Annotated in this window: 18 protein-coding genes and 3 pseudogenes; 7 read left to right on the top strand and 14 right to left on the bottom strand. The window is 70.2% G+C overall.

Annotated features, from left to right (window positions below):
* Positions 1-138: 138 nt before the first annotated feature.
* Entirely contained in the window at positions 139-2,331 is a 2,193-nt protein-coding gene (locus ACFRCG_RS06745; protein WP_380029490.1) for an MMPL family transporter, read from the bottom strand.
* Between the two features lie 126 nt (positions 2,332-2,457).
* On the opposite strand from ACFRCG_RS06745, the gene ACFRCG_RS06750 reads away from it, so the two are divergent.
* Positions 2,458-2,847 carry a DUF302 domain-containing protein gene (locus ACFRCG_RS06750; RefSeq protein WP_380029492.1) on the top strand — a complete coding sequence of 130 codons (390 nt, stop codon included), beginning with the start codon at positions 2,458-2,460 and terminating at the stop codon, positions 2,845-2,847.
* Positions 2,844-3,092, top strand: a complete 249-nt coding sequence (locus ACFRCG_RS06755) for a YgaP-like transmembrane domain (RefSeq protein WP_380029494.1) — start codon at positions 2,844-2,846, stop codon at positions 3,090-3,092. The genes ACFRCG_RS06750 and ACFRCG_RS06755 overlap by 4 nt, the downstream gene beginning before the upstream one ends.
* Before the next feature lie 211 nt (positions 3,093-3,303).
* Here the strand turns inward: ACFRCG_RS06755 and ACFRCG_RS06760 are convergent.
* Together ACFRCG_RS06760 and ACFRCG_RS06765 are read right to left on the bottom strand one after the other, a co-directional pair.
* Positions 3,304-4,151 (bottom strand): annotated as a pseudogene (locus ACFRCG_RS06760) (IS5 family transposase).
* 110 nt (positions 4,152-4,261) lie between these two features.
* Entirely contained in the window at positions 4,262-5,101 is an 840-nt protein-coding gene (locus ACFRCG_RS06765) for an IS5 family transposase (protein WP_380029496.1), read from the bottom strand.
* Positions 5,102-5,256: 155 nt separating this feature from the next.
* Between ACFRCG_RS06765 and ACFRCG_RS06770 the strand changes: the two genes are divergently transcribed.
* Both ACFRCG_RS06770 and ACFRCG_RS06775 read left to right on the top strand, forming a co-directional pair.
* Positions 5,257-5,526: a hypothetical protein gene (locus ACFRCG_RS06770; RefSeq protein WP_380029498.1), complete on the top strand. Its 270-nt coding sequence runs from the start codon at positions 5,257-5,259 to the stop codon at positions 5,524-5,526.
* A 963-nt stretch (positions 5,527-6,489) separates the two neighbouring features.
* The gene (locus ACFRCG_RS06775) at positions 6,490-6,927 is read left to right on the top strand and encodes a DUF4259 domain-containing protein (RefSeq protein WP_380029500.1); all 438 of its coding nucleotides are present in this window, start codon (positions 6,490-6,492) and stop codon (positions 6,925-6,927) included.
* Positions 6,928-7,037: 110 nt separating this feature from the next.
* Here ACFRCG_RS06775 and ACFRCG_RS06780 read toward each other — a convergent pair whose 3' ends face one another.
* Positions 7,038-7,481: an Imm21 family immunity protein gene (locus ACFRCG_RS06780; protein ID WP_380029502.1), complete on the bottom strand. Its 444-nt coding sequence runs from the start codon at positions 7,479-7,481 to the stop codon at positions 7,038-7,040.
* 35 nt (positions 7,482-7,516) lie between these two features.
* Between ACFRCG_RS06780 and ACFRCG_RS06785 the strand changes: the two genes are divergently transcribed.
* Positions 7,517-8,479 (top strand): class I SAM-dependent methyltransferase, encoded by a 963-nt coding sequence (locus ACFRCG_RS06785; RefSeq protein ID WP_380029504.1) that lies wholly within the window; start codon positions 7,517-7,519, stop codon positions 8,477-8,479.
* Entirely contained in the window at positions 8,476-8,979 is a 504-nt protein-coding gene (locus tag ACFRCG_RS06790) for an oxidoreductase (protein WP_380029506.1), read from the top strand. The genes ACFRCG_RS06785 and ACFRCG_RS06790 overlap by 4 nt, the downstream gene beginning before the upstream one ends.
* Before the next feature lie 194 nt (positions 8,980-9,173).
* Here ACFRCG_RS06790 and ACFRCG_RS06795 read toward each other — a convergent pair whose 3' ends face one another.
* Positions 9,174-9,671 carry an Imm21 family immunity protein gene (locus ACFRCG_RS06795; protein WP_380029508.1) on the bottom strand — a complete coding sequence of 166 codons (498 nt, stop codon included), beginning with the start codon at positions 9,669-9,671 and terminating at the stop codon, positions 9,174-9,176.
* On the opposite strand from ACFRCG_RS06795, the pseudogene ACFRCG_RS06800 reads away from it, so the two are divergent.
* Positions 9,626-9,775, top strand: a pseudogene (locus ACFRCG_RS06800) (hypothetical protein); the annotation flags it as partial. The gene ACFRCG_RS06795 and the pseudogene ACFRCG_RS06800 overlap by 46 nt on opposite strands.
* On the opposite strand, the pseudogene ACFRCG_RS06805 reads toward ACFRCG_RS06800, so the two are convergent.
* The 9 genes and pseudogenes from ACFRCG_RS06805 to ACFRCG_RS06845 form a co-directional block, all read right to left on the bottom strand.
* A pseudogene (locus ACFRCG_RS06805) lies at positions 9,724-9,858 on the bottom strand (transposase); the annotation flags it as partial. The pseudogenes ACFRCG_RS06800 and ACFRCG_RS06805 sit on opposite strands and share 52 nt — an antisense overlap.
* Before the next feature lie 165 nt (positions 9,859-10,023).
* Positions 10,024-11,487, bottom strand: coding sequence for a phytoene desaturase family protein (locus tag ACFRCG_RS06810; RefSeq protein WP_380029510.1), 1,464 nt, complete (start codon positions 11,485-11,487; stop codon positions 10,024-10,026).
* Complete coding sequence (locus ACFRCG_RS06815) at positions 11,484-13,265, bottom strand: ABC transporter ATP-binding protein (protein ID WP_380029512.1); 1,782 nt, start codon at positions 13,263-13,265, stop codon at positions 11,484-11,486. Before ACFRCG_RS06815 ends, ACFRCG_RS06810 begins: the two co-directional genes overlap by 4 nt.
* On the bottom strand, positions 13,262-14,017 hold the full coding sequence (locus ACFRCG_RS06820) for a methyltransferase domain-containing protein (protein ID WP_380029514.1): 756 nt from the start codon (positions 14,015-14,017) through the stop codon (positions 13,262-13,264). The genes ACFRCG_RS06815 and ACFRCG_RS06820 overlap by 4 nt, the downstream gene beginning before the upstream one ends.
* 30 nt (positions 14,018-14,047) lie before the next feature.
* A complete protein-coding gene (locus ACFRCG_RS06825; RefSeq protein ID WP_380029516.1) occupies positions 14,048-14,983 on the bottom strand; it encodes a hypothetical protein in 936 nt (311 codons plus the stop codon).
* A 161-nt stretch (positions 14,984-15,144) separates the two neighbouring features.
* Positions 15,145-15,360, bottom strand: coding sequence for a linaridin-like RiPP (locus tag ACFRCG_RS06830; protein WP_380029518.1), 216 nt, complete (start codon positions 15,358-15,360; stop codon positions 15,145-15,147).
* 178 nt (positions 15,361-15,538) lie between these two features.
* Complete coding sequence (locus ACFRCG_RS06835) at positions 15,539-16,120, bottom strand: hypothetical protein (RefSeq protein WP_380029520.1); 582 nt, start codon at positions 16,118-16,120, stop codon at positions 15,539-15,541.
* Positions 16,117-17,040 (bottom strand): alpha/beta fold hydrolase, encoded by a 924-nt coding sequence (locus tag ACFRCG_RS06840; RefSeq protein WP_380029522.1) that lies wholly within the window; start codon positions 17,038-17,040, stop codon positions 16,117-16,119. Before ACFRCG_RS06840 ends, ACFRCG_RS06835 begins: the two co-directional genes overlap by 4 nt.
* A 219-nt stretch (positions 17,041-17,259) precedes the next feature.
* Complete coding sequence (locus tag ACFRCG_RS06845; RefSeq protein WP_380029524.1) at positions 17,260-17,592, bottom strand: helix-turn-helix domain-containing protein; 333 nt, start codon at positions 17,590-17,592, stop codon at positions 17,260-17,262.
* Between the last annotated feature and the right edge of the window lie 110 nt (positions 17,593-17,702).

Below are 17,702 nucleotides of genomic sequence, written 5' to 3' on the forward strand. Positions count from 1 at the left end.
CTCGTCCCCGGTCATGGGGTCGCCTACGTTCCCTGCCCACCCTTGGCACCCGGGGGGGTTTGGGGGGGGGGGGGTGGTGTGGCGGGGGGTGGGGGGGGGGGCCCCGGCCCCGCCGCCGAAGTCCCGCCGACGGGCGGGTCAGTCGTGGGAGAAGCGGACGTCGGGGAGGACCCGGCGCAGCCACCTCGGGCTCCACCAGGCCGCGTGGCCGGTCAGGCGCAGGAGGACGGGCAGCAGGACGAGGCGTACCAGGGCGGCGTCGAGCAGCACGGCCAGGCCCAGGACGATGCCCATCTCCTTGGGGGGCAGTGGTCCGGAGAGGGCGAAGGTGAAGAAGACCGCGACCATGACCGCGGCGGCGGCGAAGATGACGCGTCCGGAGTGGCCGAGCGCGCCGACGACCGCTTGGCGGGGGTCGCGGGTCTTCTCGTAGTGCTCCTTGGCGGAGGCGAGCAGGAAGACGGTGTAGTCCATGGCGATGGCGAAGATCATCGCGAAGAAGAACACCGGGGCCCAACCGTCGAGGAAGCCCTGGGGGGTGAAGCCGAGGAAGCCGGAACCGTGGCCGTCCTGGAAGATCAGGCGCGCGGCGCCGAACGCGGCGGCGGTGGCGAGCAGGCTGGTGGCGGTGCCCAGCAGCGCGGCGAGCGGGGCCTGGAGGGCGAGGACCAGCAGGAGGAAGCCGAGTCCGAGGACGACGCCCAGGACGAGCGGGGTCTTGGCGTCGAGGGTGGCCTGGAGGTCGAGGTTCTCCACGGCCGCGCCCCCGATCTTCGCGTCGTCGGGGAGGGTGCCGCGCAGGCGGTCCACGGTGTCGGCCAGGTGCGGGTCGGACGGGTCGACGGCCGGCATGGCCTGGAGCAGGGTCAGGGCGGAGCCGTCGTCCGCGTGCCGGGCGGGCATGACCGCGGCGATGCCTGGGTCGCCGGCGAGCGCGGCGGCGGTGGCGTCGGCCGCGGCCGTGGGCGTGACGATCTGGAGCATGCCGGGGGCGCCGCGGCCGAACGCCTGCTGGACGGCGGTGTATCCGGTGCGGGCCGAAGAGTCCTCGGGGACCACCGTGATGGACGGCATGGCGGTGCGCAGCCCGATGATCGGGGCCGCGAGGGCGATCAGGACCAGCAGGGCGGGGAGGCCGTAGCGCAGCGGGTGGCGCCACAGCCGCTCGCCCCAAGAGGTGAACGCGACGGAGGCGCCGGCCCGGTCGGCGTTGCGGCGGGTCCAGGGCGGGGCGGCGGCGTTGACCTTGTGGCCGAGGCGGCCCAGCACGGTGGGGAGCAGTGTGAGGGTGGCGGCGAGGACGAAGGCGACGGCCAGCATGATGCCCAGCGCCATGGAGCGGAACGCGGGGGCCGGGACGAGCATCACCGCGGACAGGCTCACCAGCACGGTCGCGCCGGACAGCAGGACGGCCTTGCCGGCGGTGTCCATGGTTTCGCCGACCGCGCGTCGCCCGTCGCCGTGCCGGGCCAGGGCCGCGCGGAACCGGACCACGAGGAACAGCGCGTAGTCGATGCCGAGTGCCAGGGCGAACATCATCGCGAAGTTCATCGCCCACACCGACGTGGGCGTGACGTGGTTGAGCAGTACCAGCGCTCCGGCGGACGCGGCGAGTCCCGCGAGGGTGAGCAGCAACGGCAGTCCGGCCGCCACCAGCGATCCGAACGCGAGGACCAGGATCGCGAGGGTGACGGGCCAGGACAGCATCTCGGACTTGATCATCGCGTCGTGGTTGGCCTTGTTGAAGTCGCTCCACAGGACCGAGGCCCCGGTCGCGGAGACCTCGACGCCGCCGCCGGACAGGGCGGCGAGCGGCCTCTTGAGGTCGTCGGCGGCCCGGACCATGTCGTTGGTGTCGGCCCGGGCGCCGGCGAGCAGGATCGCGGTGCGCCCGTCGGGGCTGATGGTGACGCCGCTCTGTGGCGGGATGACCTCCGCGATGCGGGAGTCCGCGCGCAGTAGGACGGTGGCGCGGTCGACGACGGCGCGTACGGACGGGTCGTCGACCGGACGGTCGGCCGCGACGACCACCTGGAGCGCCGAGGAGGCGTTCCCGCCGAAGTGCGCCTGGGCCAGGTCGCGCACCTCGACGGACTCCGAGCCGTTCGCCTGCCAGCCCGCGCCGGCGAGGGCGGAGGTGACCTGCGGGGCGAACGCGCCCAGTCCGGCGACCAGTGCCAGCCACAGCACCGCGACCAGGCGCAGGCGCCCGGCGGCGAGGACGCCGAGGCGCCCGAGGAGCCCGAGACGCGTCGGCGGGTCGGCGGCGGCGCCGGGCTGCGGCGCGGTCGCGTTCCGCGCCGTGGCGCGGGTGGGGTCGGTGGTCGTCACAAAGCCTCCTGATGGATACCCCCGGGGGTACGTTCAAGACAACGGTAGTCGATACCCCCACCGGTATACAAAAATACGGGTGGGGGTATATTGGGGCTGCTCGGGGTTCACCGAAGGAGGCCTGACATGGGCTATGACCGCACCGTGAGCGTCGACACCGACTTCACCACCACCGTCGCCGCGGTACGCGACGCGCTCGCCGCCCACGGGTTCGGCGTGCTCACCGAGATCGACGTCACCGCGACGCTCCGGGCCAAGCTCGGCGCCGAGATGGAGGACTACCTGATCCTCGGTGCCTGCAACCCGGCGCTCGCCCACCGCGCTCTGGACGCCGATCGCGCCATCGGGCTGCTGCTGCCGTGCAACGTGGTCGTGCGCCGCGACGGCGAGCGCACCCTCGTCCAGGCACTGGACCCCATGACCATGGTCGCGCTCAGCGGCGACGCGGACCTGGAGCCGGTCGCCCGCGAGGCGGCCGGCCGCCTCGACGCGGCCCTCGCCGCCCTCGTCGCGTGACCAGCCGTACCCGACGCCGGGACCAAGAGCAGCGGGTGACCTTCCTCGCCTTCATGAGCAGCCCGCCGGGACGGGTCCTGCGCATCGCCGCCGGCACCGCCATGATCGCCGCCGGCGCGACACTCGGCGGCGGCTGGTGGACCCTCGCGGCCCTGGGCCCGCTCCCGCTCCTCACCGGCGCGGTCGGCATCTGCCCAGTCACCATGCTCGCCAACCGCAGGTCCCGCCTCCGCAAGCACGGCTGACCCGACCCTGGGTTCCGTGTCAGAACTGTGATGGGTCACGCCGCCGAACGGCGGACGAGCCGCTCATCAGGGCACGGGGCGGGCCAGGCCGACGCCGGCACCCTGGCAGACGTCTCGAAAAACAAGGTAGCCCGTGGGCGCCGGTTCCGATGTGGGTCATGCCCGAGTACCGGCGACAGCCCGGCAGTAGAGGGCGTCTGAGAAGGGTTGCTCAGGAGCGCGTTCTTGCTCCGGTTCGGTGGAGCAGAAGCATGATGGTGGCGAGGTAGACGGCGCTTTCGGAACTGCCGAGGCAATATTCGTAGTCCTTGGACAGTCGCCGGTACCGTCCCAGCCAGGCGAAGGTTCTCTCGACGACCCACCGGCGGGGGACCAGGGCGAACGGGGGTACCTCTCGTGGCGGGCCCCGGCCGGGGCCCGGGTGCTTCGGAAGCCGCCGTCGCGGCGTTGGACGACCCCGATGGTGATCCCGTGGGTTTCGCGGATGCCGTCCGCGAAGTCCCGGCCGCGGTAACCCCGGTCGGCCCACAGGTACCGAAGTCGCGGGAACTTGCCGGCGGCGCGGGCGAGAAGGACTTCGGCACCGTCGCGGTCGTCGACGTTCGCGGGACTGATGCAGACCGCCATGACCAGCCCGAGCGTGTCGACCAGGAGGTGACGCTTGACGCCCGTCACCTTCTTCCCGCCGTCGTATCCGTGCCATCCGCCCCGTTCCGTGCCCTTGACGCTCCGGCTGTCCACGATCCCGGCGCTCGGTGTGGGATCACGGTCCGGACGGACGCGTTCCCGCTCGCGGAGCGTCGCCGGGATCGCTTCCCACCGGCCCTCGATCCGCCACGTTCGCCAGTAGTGGTAGACCGTCTGATACGGCGGGAAGTCGTGCGGAAGCAGGCGCCACGCGCAGCCGGCCCGAAGCCAATACGACAAAGCGCTGAGGATCTCGCGCCGAGGGTGCTTGGGCGGTCGACCACCCGGCCTCGGCGGCGGCACGAGGGGAGCCAGGACCTTCCACTCCACATCGGACAGATCCGTTCCATACACGGCACGTGGCCCGACCATGACCCGCATCCCCCGAGAGAAGCGACTACCAAGTCAGCTTCCCTGAAAAACCCTTCTCAGACGCCCTCTGAAAGAGCGTTTTGTCCTGTGAATCGTGTTTGGTTCCGGGTTCAGGGGTCGCGCCAGTTCGGGGTGTTCTCGTGGGTGAGTCGTCTGCTCATGAGGTCGATCATGGCGAGGTGGATCATTGCTTCGGACCGGTGTGGGTGGGTTTCGTAGTCGCGGGCGAGACGGCGGTGCTGCATGAGCCATCCCAAGGTCCGCTCCACGATCCAACGTCTGGGGAGGGTCCTGAATCCCTTGACGGTGGGGTCGCGTTGCACGACCCGGACATCGATGCCCAAGGTCGCGCCGTGCTCGATCGTCTTGGTGCGGGAGCCGGCGTCGACCCAGGCCTTGGTGACGCGCGGGTGGGCGGCGGCGATCGCGGAGAGCAGGTGGATGCCGCCGGCGTTGTCGGAGACGCTCGCGGCGGTGACCCACACGGCGAGCAGGAGGCCGACGGTGTCGACGCCGACGTGGCGTTTCCTTCCCACGATCCTCTTGCCGGCGTCGATGCCCTGGCCTGCGGTGGGGACGTTGGCGGAGGTCTTGACGCTCTGCGCGTCCAACACGCACGCGCTCGGTTCCGCGTCGCGGCCCTCCCGTTCGCGAACCAGGCGCCGCAGGACCCCGTTGAGCTTCTCGAGGATGCCGTCCCTCTGCCAGTGGGCGAAGTAGCCGTAGGTGGTTTCCCATGGTGGGAAGTCGCGGGGAAGGTATCGCCAGGGGATCCCCGTGCGGTCGACGTACGGAATCGCTTCCATGATGCGACGCAGATCGTGCTCGGGTGGGCGTCCGAAGTCCAGTCCGTTGCCCCGGCGTTCGGCCCGCCAGGCCGACAGGGTTGGTTCGAGCAACTTCCAACGGGCGTCGGACGGATCACTGGGATAGCGCCGATGTCCGGTCATGCCTCGTTGGTAGCGCCCGGCGGCCGACCTGCCCAAGGTGTGAACGGGGGCGGACCGGGGCGTCGTGGGATCAGACAGGAGTGAAGGTAGCGAACCGGACAGATTCGGAGCGTCTTGAGCCGCTTCCGTCACGAGAGACGCCTACGGTCCCAACCTTGCGGATCAATCCAACGCTGCGAAGCCATATTGCACTCATGCAGGAACAAAACGCTCTTGACAACCCGTCTCGCAACCGAAGAAGGCCCCGGGGCACGATTCTCCAGGTCGAACGCTTCTTCAACCGGCATGACGAGAAGCCCTCCAGCTCGGTGGACGACACGAACCTCTTCGGCCGGCGCCTGGACCGCGCGGTGGTGGACTTCCTTGCCGCAACCGGCGCGGATCTGGACGTCGGCGAATACGACATGACGCCCAGCGACGACTGACCCCGCCTTTTCAAACTGGGGCCACCGCTACGTGTCGTCGGGAGCCCCTCGACCCGCATCCCGAGACGGCACCGCATGAGTGCGACTCGTCAGTGTCCTGTCCAGGGCGAGCCAGTCCGACAGAACACGATGTGACGGAGCGTCACATGGCGTAGCGCGGCGGGAGCGCGCACCGGCTCGCGGTTCGGAACCGAGTGCCAGTGACCGACCGTGGCGACTCCCCGTGATCGCTGCCAGATCTGGCCGACTGGGAGAGGATTCAGGACGCCGTGTAAAACGCCGAACACGCGGACCGCGAAGAGCCGTTCACCGCCGACTGACCGGGGTCGGGACGCACCGCGTACCTGCGCCTCGTCGCCGACGACCCCTACGTCGTCGAGGTCCACGACGGCCCCGACACCGGGATCGTCGTGTCCGTTCCGCTCGACATGGGCCCGGGATGGATCGCCGAATCTCGGCAACGACCGGCCGCCACCCGGCGCCCTCGGCATCGACACGGCCCGCACGTGAGGCGCGACGACCTCGCGGGGATGCTCGCCGGGCAGACACCGGCCTGCGGCCCCGCACGCCAAGCCCTCCTGTCCTGAGGCACGTTCGAGCTGTGGGACGGCGCAATCCCCCCGACCGACTCCTACGCACCTACCGGAGCCGACTCCGACACCCCCGCCGGCGCAACCTCGCGACACTCGGCCTCGCCGAAACGGTCACCATCCTCGAACACGAGGAACACCGGCCGCTGCGCCTGGGCGCGGGACCGCCGATCGAGCCTGGGTATTCACGCTCTTCCTCGACACCGCGGCCACGACCGTGAAGGCCTGCGCGCGCAGCGTTCGGCGCACCGATCCCTGACGCCCGGCCGTCGCGGCCCCCCGGTCGGTCCGGGTGGGACCTGTGATCGCGTCATGAGCCGCGTGTCGGTGACTCATGCGAACGTCGGCGAAAGAGCAACGTGAGAGGAACGGCATGGGCACCTGGGACATCGGTCCCTTCGACAACGACATGGGCGCCGACTTCGCCGACACCTTGGACGAAGCTCCCGCAGCGGACCGCGAAGGCATCATCCGCAACGCACTCACCACCGCGATCGCCACACACGGCTACCTCGATGCCTTCGAAGGGACCGAAGCCGTCGCCGCCGCCGCACTGATCGCAGCCCAATGTCCCGCCGGAGTGCCGATCGACTCCTGCCACGGCCCCCAGGGGTCCGTCCCGCCGCTCTCCTTCGACCTGCGCGCGCTTGCGGTCGAAGCACTCGGCCGGGTCCTGGCCACGGATTCCGAAGTCGCCGACCTCTGGGACGAGACCGGCGACGGTCCCCGATGGCGACGCGGCATCACCCATACCCGGAGGATCATCGAGGCCCAAGTCCAGCCCCGGGAAGACGAGATGCCGAACTCCTGACTTTGCGTCACGGCTCCACGCAAGTGGATCCGGACCTCGGCAACATCACCCTTCGGCGGCACAGGCTGCTTCCCCTGCCGATTCGACGCTGCCGCAGCTCCACTGCGGGCTCAGCCCGGCCTACGGTCGAGCCGGGTTCGGACTCGGGCGCAAATTGATCCTGCTGGAATGATCCTCAGCAGCGACATCCTCAAAACCTGACAACGTCGCATCAGATCAGCTCGGCGACCCGGTGAACGCGAAAGGGACGGCTCGTCGTCGGGATCGATGCTTGCCGAGTCCACGCGGTGACGGCCCATTGCGAGTTCGAGAGCGGCACTGTCCGTGTGCGTTCCGGCCTCGGAGCCGGAGTAGGCGGCATCGAACATCACGCGCTCGCCGGTGGTGCCCAGCACGGGCCCCTCGTCCCACTCGGCGGTGGGAAGCCCGGCCCGGACGATGTCGGCGACACCGTCCTCCCTCGCTTTCCGCGAAGCGCCGGCGGACGATGAGCCCGACGAACAGGAAGGCGCCGAGGAGTCCGACGAAACGCCCCATTCCCGAGGCGACTTCACCGCCCGGCGCGGGACCTGCGGCGTATCGTGCTCCGGTGTCCCGTCTCGAAGTCTCCGACCTGATCGTCGCCCACGCGCCCGGCTCGCTCGAGCGGGTCCCGGTCGCGCGCGCCGACGTGGTCGCCACCCTGCGCGCCGCGGGTCAGGCCCGGGGCGCGCGGATCGCCGCGCGGCTGCCGGTGCTCGACGGGGGCCTGCTCGATCCGGCGTACGTCGACCGGCGCCTGGTCGCCGTGCACACCGAACTCCAGCGCCTGAGCGAGGAACTGCGCATCCCCGAACGCCTCGCCCACCTGCTGGGGCCGCTGCTCACCGCGATCCGCTCCACCCCGGGCGCGCCCGATCGCATCCGCGTCGTCGACGTCGGCTGCGGCCTCGGCCATGTCGTGCGGTGGCTCGCCGCCCACGAAGTGCTGGGCCCCGACGTCGAGTTGGTCGGCGCCGACCTGCACGCCGCACTGATCACCGAGGCGACCCGCCTCGCCGACGACGAACAACTCCCCTGCCGGTTCGTACGCGCGAACGCCTTCCGGCTCGACGACACCACCCCCGAGGCGACCACCGCTCAGGGTGCCGCCACGCGTGCGGCGACGGTCTACATCTCCACCGGCCTCCTGCACCACTTCCGCGGCCCCGACCTCCACGCCTTCTTCGCCGCCCAGGCAACCCCCGGCACCGTCGCCTTCTGCCACTACGACATCGCCACCACCCGCATCGCCCCCTTCGGCGCCTGGCTCTTCCACCGCGCCCGCATGCGCGACCCCCTCGGACGCCACGACGGCACCACCTCCGCCCGCCGCGCCCACGACGACACCACCCTCCTGCACGCCGCCCGAGCCGCGCACCCACTCGTACCGCTCATCCACGAACCCACAGGACGCAGCAACCCCCTGTGCACGACACTGCGCCCGATACTCGGCGTCCGCCCCGACCTCCTCGCCCCGCTGCGCGCCGCCCTCGGCAAGGACGCCCGCAGGCTCCAGGGGGCGACCGGATGAGCGTGGCGCTGCTGGTCGCCCTCGGCATGATCGACGCGGCACTGGCCGGCTACCGGGCCTCCAACGGCCGCAACGGCCGCATCCGTCGCCGTGCCGCCGACCTGCGAGCCGCCCGACGCGGCCTGCCGGCGGGCGCGCTGGTACTCGCCGCGAGCGCCGCCGTGGCCTTGGCCCTACTCGGCGCGGCCGACGACCACGCCGCCCGGTACGCCGAACTCGACGCGGCCGCATGGCGGATGCTCGCGGTCCTGCTGCCCTACGCCGGGATCGTCGCGGCCTCGATGCTCTGCTACCTCACCGGCTCGTTCCGCCTCGCCACGTTCGCCATCCTCGCCGGACTCGGCCCGCTGACCATGGCGCGACCACTGATCGTCGCGGGCGGCGTCGTCGCGGCCGGGTGGGGAACACCCGCAGGCGCCGCCGTCGCGGCGACCGCGGGCAGTGGAATCCTCCTCGTGGAGCCGTACGTGCACCGACGCTGGTACCGGACCCCGATATAGGCACATCGCCGGTAATCGCCCATATCGACGCTCCTTCGTCCGAACCCGATTCCTCCGGCGCGGGAACACCCGCGCGGATGATGCGATCGCGCGGGAGAGTCCGAGCTTTCCGTTCGGTCCGTGGTGGCGTCGCTGCCCGGATCGAGAAGGTGTCATCCGATGCCGCTCGACAAACCGGCGAACGCGAAAGGACGTCAGGTCATCAGGTCATCAGGTTCGATGTTTGCCGAGTCCACCTGGTAGTGGCCGGCTGCGAGTTCGAGAACGACACCGTCCGTGAGCGTCCCGACCTCGGCGCCGACATGGGCGGCATCGAACATCACGAGCTCGCCAGAGACGCTTAATACGGGCCCCTGTTCCCACTCGGCGGTGGGAAGCCCGGCCCGGATGATGTCGGCGACACCATCCTCGCTCTCCGCGTAGTACCAGCGGACGATGACTCGGAACTCGGGAAGGTAGGCCGTCGACAGGGGTTCATCCCCGAGGAGCAGTGCCTCTGCTCCGTCAGGCAGTGCGAGGTTTCCGACGCAATCCATCACCTCGCATGCCCGGTCATAGTCGCCGTCCGTGCCCGACCTGAGCTGACCCGGGTTTCGTAGAGTCGTTCTTCGGTTGTTCAGGCGGTCCCGTTGTTCAATGGGTCGGCTGGTACAACGAGGAACGCCTGCACTCGGCGCTCGACTACGTGCCACCAGTCGAGTACGAGCAGCAACACCAGGAAGCGCGATCGCCAGCCACGCGGTTCGGGAAGTCGGGCGGGAGGTATTTCCAGGGGATTCCGGTTCGATTGACGTAGAGGATCGCGTTGAATACGTCGCGGAGTTCGACCTTGGCCGGCTGCCCGGTGGGTCTGCCACACCCGAGCCTTTCCAACAAAGCTGCGACACTCCGAGGACAAGCCCCTCACGGCCCTGGCCCGGACGCCCACGAAACGTTCTCACCCAACCTGCACCACCCCACCCCAGCCCGCACCCACCACACACCACACACCAACCAACCTCACAGGCTCATTGGCCTCTTCCACCGTTGACTCGGACCCGCCGACTACCCCCCGCGCCGTCCCGCGGCGGGCGCGAGGCCAGGAGTGGAGGTGATGCCGAACTCGCGCCGCAGCGCGGCTCGGGCGGCCAAGTGGCCGCACATGCCGTGCACTCCCGGGCCGGGCGGTGTGGAAGCGGAGCAGAGGTACACGCCGGGCAGGGGAGTGCGGTACGGATGCCACGCGGGCACCGGCCGGAACAGTGACTGCGCAAGCGTCACGGCGCCCGCCCCGATGTCGCCGCCGGGGTAGTTCGGGTTGTACGCCTCGTATGCGGCCGCCGACATACCCCGCGCCGCGATCACCGTGTCCGTGAACCCGGGCGCATACCGCTCGATCCGGCGGGTGATCAGCGCGACCGGGTCGCGTACGTCCCCATTCGGCACGTGAGCGTACGCCCACACCGGGCGGTGACCCGCTACCGCGCGGTCGGGGTCCGTCACGGCCGGATCGACAACGAGCACGAACGGCTCTGGGGCCGCCCGTCCCAGGGCCGCCGCGTTCTCGGTCGCGAGGATTTCGCCGCGCGTTCCGCCCAGGTGGACGGTCCCGGCGCGGCCGACGTCGGGATGGGTCCAGGGGATCGGCTCACCGACGAGGAAGTCCGCCTTCGCGGCGCCCGGTCCGTACCGGAAGCGGTCCAACGCCCGGCGGTGGCGCTGCGGGAGGCGGTCCCCGGCCAGCGCGAGGAGTCCGCGCGGTGTGGTGTCGAGCAGCACGACGCGGGCGTCGAGTTCCGCGAGGTCGGTGACCCGGTGCCCGGTGAACACGGTGCCGCCGTGCGCCCGCAGGTCGTCGGTCAGGGCTTCGGCGATGCGGGCGCTGCCTCCGTGCGGCACCGGCCAGCCGGTTGTGTGGGCCAAGTGCCCCAGCAACAGCGCGACAGTGCCTGCGGGCAGGCTGGGCAGTCGGCCGACGGCGTGGGCCGCGACGCCGGTGAGCAGCGCTCGGGCCGGTTCGGTTCGCAGGCCGTTCACGCGCGTGAAGTGCCCGAGCACGCGCGGGCCGAGCAGCGCAGGGGCGATGAGGTCCGGTGGCAGGGAGCGCAGATCGGACAGGAGAAGGTCGGTGACCCCCAAGCCGCGTCGGATCAGCGGTTCCATCAGCCGTCGCCAGCGCGGCCCGTCCGGGCCGAGCCCGTCGCAGGTGAGGTCGAGGTCGCGGTGCGCGAGGGCGGCGGCACCCCCGTCGAGGGGGTGCGCGTACGAGATCGCGGGCGCTGTCAGCGCGACGCCGCGCGACACGAGGTCGAACTCGCGGAAGAAGGGCGAGGCCGCAGCCATGGGGTGTACGGCCGCGCAAAGGTCGTGCCGGATCACCGGGTCGAAGAGTGCCTCGCCGCGCAGGCCGCCACCGATGGTGTCGGCCTGTTCGTGGACGTGAACGGTGAGCCCGGCTCGGGCCATCGTGACGGCGGCGGCGAGGCCGTTGGGGCCGCTGCCGACGACGGCGACATCCGGGCGGGTCATGCCGGCGCCTCCAGCGTAGCGAACTGCCCTCCGGCAAGCCGCCGGTAGACCTCGTCGGACACGAGCAACTCCCGATGCGTGCCGACGGCTCGCACCCCGCCGTTCTCCAGCACGATAATGCGGTCGGCGCGCACGATCGTGGACAGTCGGTGCGCGATGGCCAATACCGCGCATTCCCGTGAGACTTCGGTCATGGTGTCCCGCAGGGCAGCCTCGGTGTCGCTGTCGAGATGCGCGGTGGCTTCGTCCAGCAGGACCACCTCCGGTCGTTGCACCAGCGTACGTGCAATGGCGAGCCGTTGCCGCTGGCCGCCGGACAACCCGGCGCCGCGCTCGCCGAGTTCGGTGTCGAGCCCGTTGGGAAGGTCGGCGACGAAGTCGTCCAGCCCGGCCAGCCGCAACGCGCGGTGGATCTCGGCAGGTTCGGGGTCCGGGTTCGCGTACGTCAGGTTGTCTCGGATCGTGCCGCGAAGCAGCGGCGCGTCCTGTTCGACGTAGCCGACCCGGGAGCGCAGTTCGGCGAGCGGGCAGGCGGCGATGTCGCGGCCCGCGACGCGGATCGTGCCCGCATCGGGCCGGTGGAAGCGCTCGACGAGCTGGAACAGGGTCGTCTTCCCGGCACCGGAGCCGCCGACGATCGCGGTCAGTCCGCGACGCGGTGCGGTGAAGGACACGCCCCGCAGCACGGGAGCGTCGGCGTGGTACGCGAAACGGACCCGGTCGAACTCGACCGCGGATGCCGACTCCGACGGCCCACCAGCGGGCTCGCCCGTCCATCGCCTCGCGGACGTCTCGCCGCCTCCGCTCGGTTCGACCCAGTCGTGCCGCGGCTCCTCCTCGTGTTCCTCCTGCGGGATCGTGCCCAGTTCCCCGACGCGTTGGATCGCCGCGCGCCCCTGCTGGATCTGGCCGATCGACAGGAACAGCAGGACCAGCGGTGTTACCAGATAGAACAGGTACGTCACGAATGCGGTCAGGTCCGCGGCGGGTAGCGAGCCCGTGGCCACGCGAGCCATGCCCCAGCACATGACGGAGGCGAGGGTGAGCTGGGTACCGATGTTCATCGCCGGGGCGAGCAAGGAGCCGAACCCGGCGACGCGGATCCCGCTGCGCCGCGCACCATCCGCGAGGCGGGCGAGTTCCTCGGTCTCCCGCTGCTCGGCGCGCGACGCCTTGACCGTGGTGAGCGCGCCCAGCACCCGTTGCAGCCCGGAGCCGAACGCCCCCACGGACTCGCGGCTTTGGAGCGCGGCGATGCGCAGCCGGCGGGCGAGAAGCAGCGCGCAACCGGCGGCCAGACCGAGGCAGCCGACGGTGACGAGCAGCAGTTGCCAGTCGATCCTGGCCATCAGGACGATGCCGCCGACCAGCATGAAGACCGAGGTGACCAGTTGGGTCGTCGACTGGGCGACGACCAGGCACGCGATGGACGTGTCGGACACGACCCGCGCGAAGACGTCGCCGTGCTCCAGGCGGGAGAAGTCCGGGATTCGGCTGCGCAGCAGGCGACCGCCGAGGTCGCGTCGGGCGTCGTAGACGATGTTCTCCCCGGCGCGGCCGATCGCGTAGGCCTGTCCCGCGGCGAGGATGGCATCCGCGACGAAGAACAACACGATCAGCGTGATGGGCCCGACGAGCGACGCGTCGAGGGCGACGGCCTTGATCAGGCGGCCCAACATCCACGGCTGGGCGAGCTTGGCCGCGGCGCCGACCAGGCTCATGACCAGGCCCGCGAGCAACAGAACGCGGTGCCGGCGCACCGTCTCGCGGAGGTTCATGCCGGCTTGGTGTAGGAGGCGACGAAGACCCCGCCCTCGGGGGCGTACTCGTGCAGCCGCCAGTCGCCGAAGTGCCCGTCGGGCCGCAGCCCGGCGCTTTCCGCGTAGGCGTCCACTTCGTCGGGCGTGAGCAGGTGCGCGATCTCGGTGCCGATGCGGTGGGTGCCGTCGGCTTCGAAGAGGATGGTGGACACCTGCCAGATGCGGTTCCCGGCGAGGAGTGTGGCGTTCAACTGGACGCCGGTGTCCGGGTCGGGGTACGGCATGAAAATCGTCGTGCGCGCCTGCCCCTGGTGGAGTGCCTCGACACCGGGACGGTTGTGCGTCTCGACCAACAGTCTGCCGCCGGGCCGCAATCGCGCCGCCGCGCGCGCGACGGCCTCCCGCTGTCCGTCGGGGTCGAGGACCAGGGCGAGGGTGGCGCAGACGCAGTAGACGAGGCCATATTGCCGATCGTCGGCATAGGTGCGGATGTCGCCGAGAACGGCGGTCACCATTCCCTCGTCGGGCTTCTTCTCCAGCACCGCCAACATCTCGGGCGAGGAGTCCACTCCGGTGATCGGGCCGACGCGGTGCGACAGCGGCAGCGCGATGCGGCCGGTGCCGACGCCCAATTCCAGTGTGCCCCAGTCGGGTTCGGGGTGCAGCGAAGCCAGGGCGGTGACGGTGGTCCGGGTCGCGGCTTCGTCTTGGAACATGCGGTCGTACCAGGCGCCGAACTGCCTGCCGTAGCCGTTGTCCGCGATCGTCATGAGTTCTCCGTTTCCGTGATCGGTCGCGGTTCAGGCGACGGGTGCCGCGACGGGCCGAGGCGTTGTGGGCCGGGATACGGTGCGCCGGGCCGGCGCGTCTGGACGCGCCACCGGCTGCGGTTCGACGGCCAGTTCGCACCTACGTCGGGTCAGCACGTAGTGAATTGCCGGGTGTGTGGCGCCGAACGCGAGGACGAAGCGGTTGAGCCCCATGAATTCGCCGATGCCGATGTGGAACGCCGTCATCGTGCCGAGGTAGACGCGGGCCGCGGGCTTGGGGAGCACATAGATGAGGGGGAACCCGCACTCGATGACGATCGTGCCCCAGCACAGTGCCTTGGCGAGCGTCGGGTAGCGGGACAGGACCTTGTGCGCACGGGGGTCTCCGTAGTTCTTGGTGCGGATCACTCCCGCCACGGCTTCCCCCTTCAGCCAGACCGGGGAGACGAGTTTCACCAGTCCCGAGGACACGTAGGAGATCGTGGTCTCCAGCGCGAGGGTGCGCATCGCGAGATCGTCGGCCCGTGCGCGGTCGGCGATCAGCCCGGTGGAGGCCATGGTGACGTTGATGACCATCTGCAACTGGTCGGCACCGTCCCGGCCGAAGGGGATGACCTGGGCCTGCACGCTCTGCAGGGCGGCCAGAGTGGCGCCGCCCACGACGCGGAGCGCACGGTTTCTCGGCCAGATCAGGGTGGCCGCGGATATCGCGGCCTGCGCGCCGAAAAGGGCGTACGGGAACGCCGTCGACGCCAGCGCACGATGCAGGCCGGGCAGCCGCGTGGCGAACTCCGGTTCCAAGGCGTCGATCTGACTCCCCAGTAGATCACCCTTCGCGAAACGTTCGTGCCGGCTGAGCGTCTCCAGTGCGGCGATGAGTGTCCCGGCGGAGGCGAGTCGGCGCGCGGTGACGGCGGGGTCCGGCGGGGTAAGGGACGCGGCCCTCCGGGCCAGACGACGGAGCACGGGTTCTCCTTGCGGTCTCGCAGTGGGCAACGGTCGGGCACGGGTACGGCACGTGCGCATGTCCGGTACAAGGGCGGGTACCGCCGACCCCGACGCGCGTGCGCGTCGGGGTCGGCGGTCCCGAATGCCGGACCGGCGGTGTTCAGGCCGTCGGCCGGGTGTCAGCCGTTGCGGGAGACATAGTTGTAGACGTTCGCCGCCAGCGCCCCGGTCGCGGCGCCGACGAGGGCGACCACTTCGGGGCAGGTGACGGTCAGGAAGGTGGCCATCACGGGGTCGGCAGGGGACTCCAGCCCCGTGGCGACATCGGCCGCCGTGAGCAGCCCCGGCGACACCTCGATCAGGCGTTCGTTCGCGAACTCGGTTACGAGAGACATTCGATCCATACCTTTCTTGTGGATCCGGTGACGGATCTCCTCGATGGTGCTCGGACATGACGTCGACCACTCCCCAGCGGCGCGTCAGGCGCCCGCTTCGGCTGGGGATTCCGTCCTCACGCGCGCAGGCGACCAGCGCGCACGGCGGCCTGAGGGCGGAATCCCCGGTCGACGCGACCTACCGCGCAGGGACGGCCGCGGGGGTGTCGGCCGGCGGTTGCGCGGGCTTGAGTGGTATGTGCTCGGAGGCGAACATGGGCTGCACCCGGTACCGTTCGGCGGTCTCGGGATGCCCCTGCAACATCATGAACTGCGTGTGTTGGGCACCTGGTTCGTGTGCGACGCACGTCGTCAGGTAGCGCCGTATGAGTCGGTAGCCGGAGCTGGCGACGAGGTTGGGCATCTCGGAGCCGGACTCGTGGGCCGCCTTGACGATGATTTGGAGAGCGTCGAAGACGACCTTGGGGACTCGGTTGCCCGCGTTCCAGAACAGGCTGTACCAGGGCCGCTCTCGGATCGCCTCGATCTCCGACCAGGGAGTCGCCGCGCCGTCGACGATGTCGCGGTAGAGCAGATGCATGTCCGACACCCCGGGATTGGGCCCGAAGAAGCGCCAGTTGGGTGCCCGCAGGAGGCGCAGCGGCCCCTTTTCGAGCAGGTGGTCGAACCGTTGGTCCGGAAGTTGCCCGGCGGCGGTGTTGACGAGCCACACGGCGAGCCCCGTGGATACCGCCGCGTACACGGCGCGTTGCCCGTTCACGGCCGGCTCTCGGGGGAGGCCAGGTGCGCGAGAGCCTTCGCACACCTCTCGTCGGCGACGACGCCCATGTGGTCGACGCCCTCGTACACGTGATGTCGGGAACGCTCCGACAGCGCCAGCATCCGTTGCTGCGAGGCCAGATGGCGCTCGGCGATCGTGCCCTTGAGGGCGGTCACCACGTGCAACGGCACGCCGAGGCCGCGGACCGGTCGGTAGGAATGCGCGGCCAGGTACTCCCGGTAGGCGGTGGCCCATGTGCGAGGCAGCGCGTGATACTGGGTGAGGCCGGCCCTGATCTCGTCGGAGAAGTGTCCTCCGAACGATCCGAGAGGCCGCAGGACGTTGAGCCCCGCCACTGCCCACACGCGTTCCATCAACAGCCGTTGCCGTGTCCACGCGTCGGCGGAGTCGCCGGCCCGGGCCCGGAGGTCGGCGGTGACGGTGGGATCCACCATGACGACGTGGGACAGCCCCGTGTCACCGCGAAGTTCGGCGTACGCGGCGGCCAGGTGGCCCCCGAGCGAGTGCCCGACGAGGACGACCGGCAACCCGTCGAGGTAGCGGTCGCGCAGCTCGTCCACGATCTCGAACTGTTCTTCCAGAGTGACCCCGTCGCGCGGGCTGCTGAGGCCGTGGCCGGGCCGGTTGTAACCGACGTGTGCGGCGGTCTCGGGCAGGTACCGGCGAACACCGGTCCACTCCTCGTGTGGCAGGCCGAGTCCGTTGAAGAAGACCACGCCGAACGCGGCGTCCGGCGGGCGCCGTTGATCGACTTCGACCACGGTGCCGTCCCCGCGCGGCATCACGGAGAACTCCGCCTCGCGTCGGCGCCTGCCGGCGCGCCTCGCACGCGCACCGATCGCCCAGCTCCACGCGGACAGTCCCGCCACGCCGATGGCGAACTTCCGTTCGAGCGACATCGTCGTCACCGTCGACGCACCTCCTCTCGTTCGTGGGTGCCGAATCGTGTGTTGTGATTGGGGTTTCGAACACGAGCACGCCCGACCAACCCCGCATAGGCCGATCGATTGTTCCGAACGGGCACCAGACTGTCCGTATTGAACGAAGCCACCCGTACGAAGGCTCGTCCGCAGTCAGGAGGATCGGTCATTCCCCGGAACCAGTGTGTCGAGAAACGGTCAGAAAGTTCTTGTCGTGGCCTGCGCGGCTCTTGTCAGTTCTCGCACGGCACCAAAGTCGTGAAGGTGGCGATACTCTCCGGGAGGCATGCCGTATGCAGCTCGAAAAGCGCGGCTGAAGTTGGCGCCATCCGTGAAACCCCACCGGGCTGCAACGGCCAGGATCGTGCGGGAGCGCAGAGCGGGATCGGCGAGATCGTGCCTGCGGCGTTCAAGCCGACTTCCGCGGATCCCGTCGGCCACTGAAAGACCCTGTTCTTGGACGAGCTGGTAGCGGTGGCGAGTGGAAATACGCGTACTCATTTCACTTTGACCGGCCTCAACCACACTCATGGACGGGGGAGTTCACGACACCGGCGCTTGGCGTCGTCGGCGCGGGTCGGACGGGGACGTTACGGACGATCCCGACCCACGACCTCGAGAGCTTTGCGGAGCGCACCCGG

Source organism: Embleya sp. NPDC056575, from assembly GCF_042793325.1.
In the GTDB taxonomy this organism is placed as follows: Bacteria; Actinomycetota; Actinomycetes; order Streptomycetales; family Streptomycetaceae; genus Embleya.

Excerpts from the sequence above, each read along its gene's own strand:
- ACFRCG_RS06830 (WP_380029518.1), bottom strand. The coding sequence starts at position 15,360 with ATGTCTCTCGTAACCGAGTTCGCGAACGAACGCCTGATCGAGGTGTCG.
- ACFRCG_RS06775 (WP_380029500.1), top strand. The coding sequence starts at position 6,490 with ATGGGCACCTGGGACATCGGTCCCTTCGACAACGACATGGGCGCCGAC.
- ACFRCG_RS06750 (WP_380029492.1), top strand. The coding sequence starts at position 2,458 with ATGGGCTATGACCGCACCGTGAGCGTCGACACCGACTTCACCACCACC.
- ACFRCG_RS06790 (WP_380029506.1), top strand. The coding sequence starts at position 8,476 with ATGAGCGTGGCGCTGCTGGTCGCCCTCGGCATGATCGACGCGGCACTG.
- ACFRCG_RS06765 (WP_380029496.1), bottom strand. The coding sequence starts at position 5,101 with ATGACCGGACATCGGCGCTATCCCAGTGATCCGTCCGACGCCCGTTGG.
- ACFRCG_RS06810 (WP_380029510.1), bottom strand. The coding sequence starts at position 11,487 with ATGACCCGCCCGGATGTCGCCGTCGTCGGCAGCGGCCCCAACGGCCTC.
- ACFRCG_RS06840 (WP_380029522.1), bottom strand. The coding sequence starts at position 17,040 with ATGTCGCTCGAACGGAAGTTCGCCATCGGCGTGGCGGGACTGTCCGCG.
- ACFRCG_RS06815 (WP_380029512.1), bottom strand. The coding sequence starts at position 13,265 with ATGAACCTCCGCGAGACGGTGCGCCGGCACCGCGTTCTGTTGCTCGCG.
- ACFRCG_RS06820 (WP_380029514.1), bottom strand. The coding sequence starts at position 14,017 with ATGACGATCGCGGACAACGGCTACGGCAGGCAGTTCGGCGCCTGGTAC.
- ACFRCG_RS06845 (WP_380029524.1), bottom strand. The coding sequence starts at position 17,592 with ATGAGTGTGGTTGAGGCCGGTCAAAGTGAAATGAGTACGCGTATTTCC.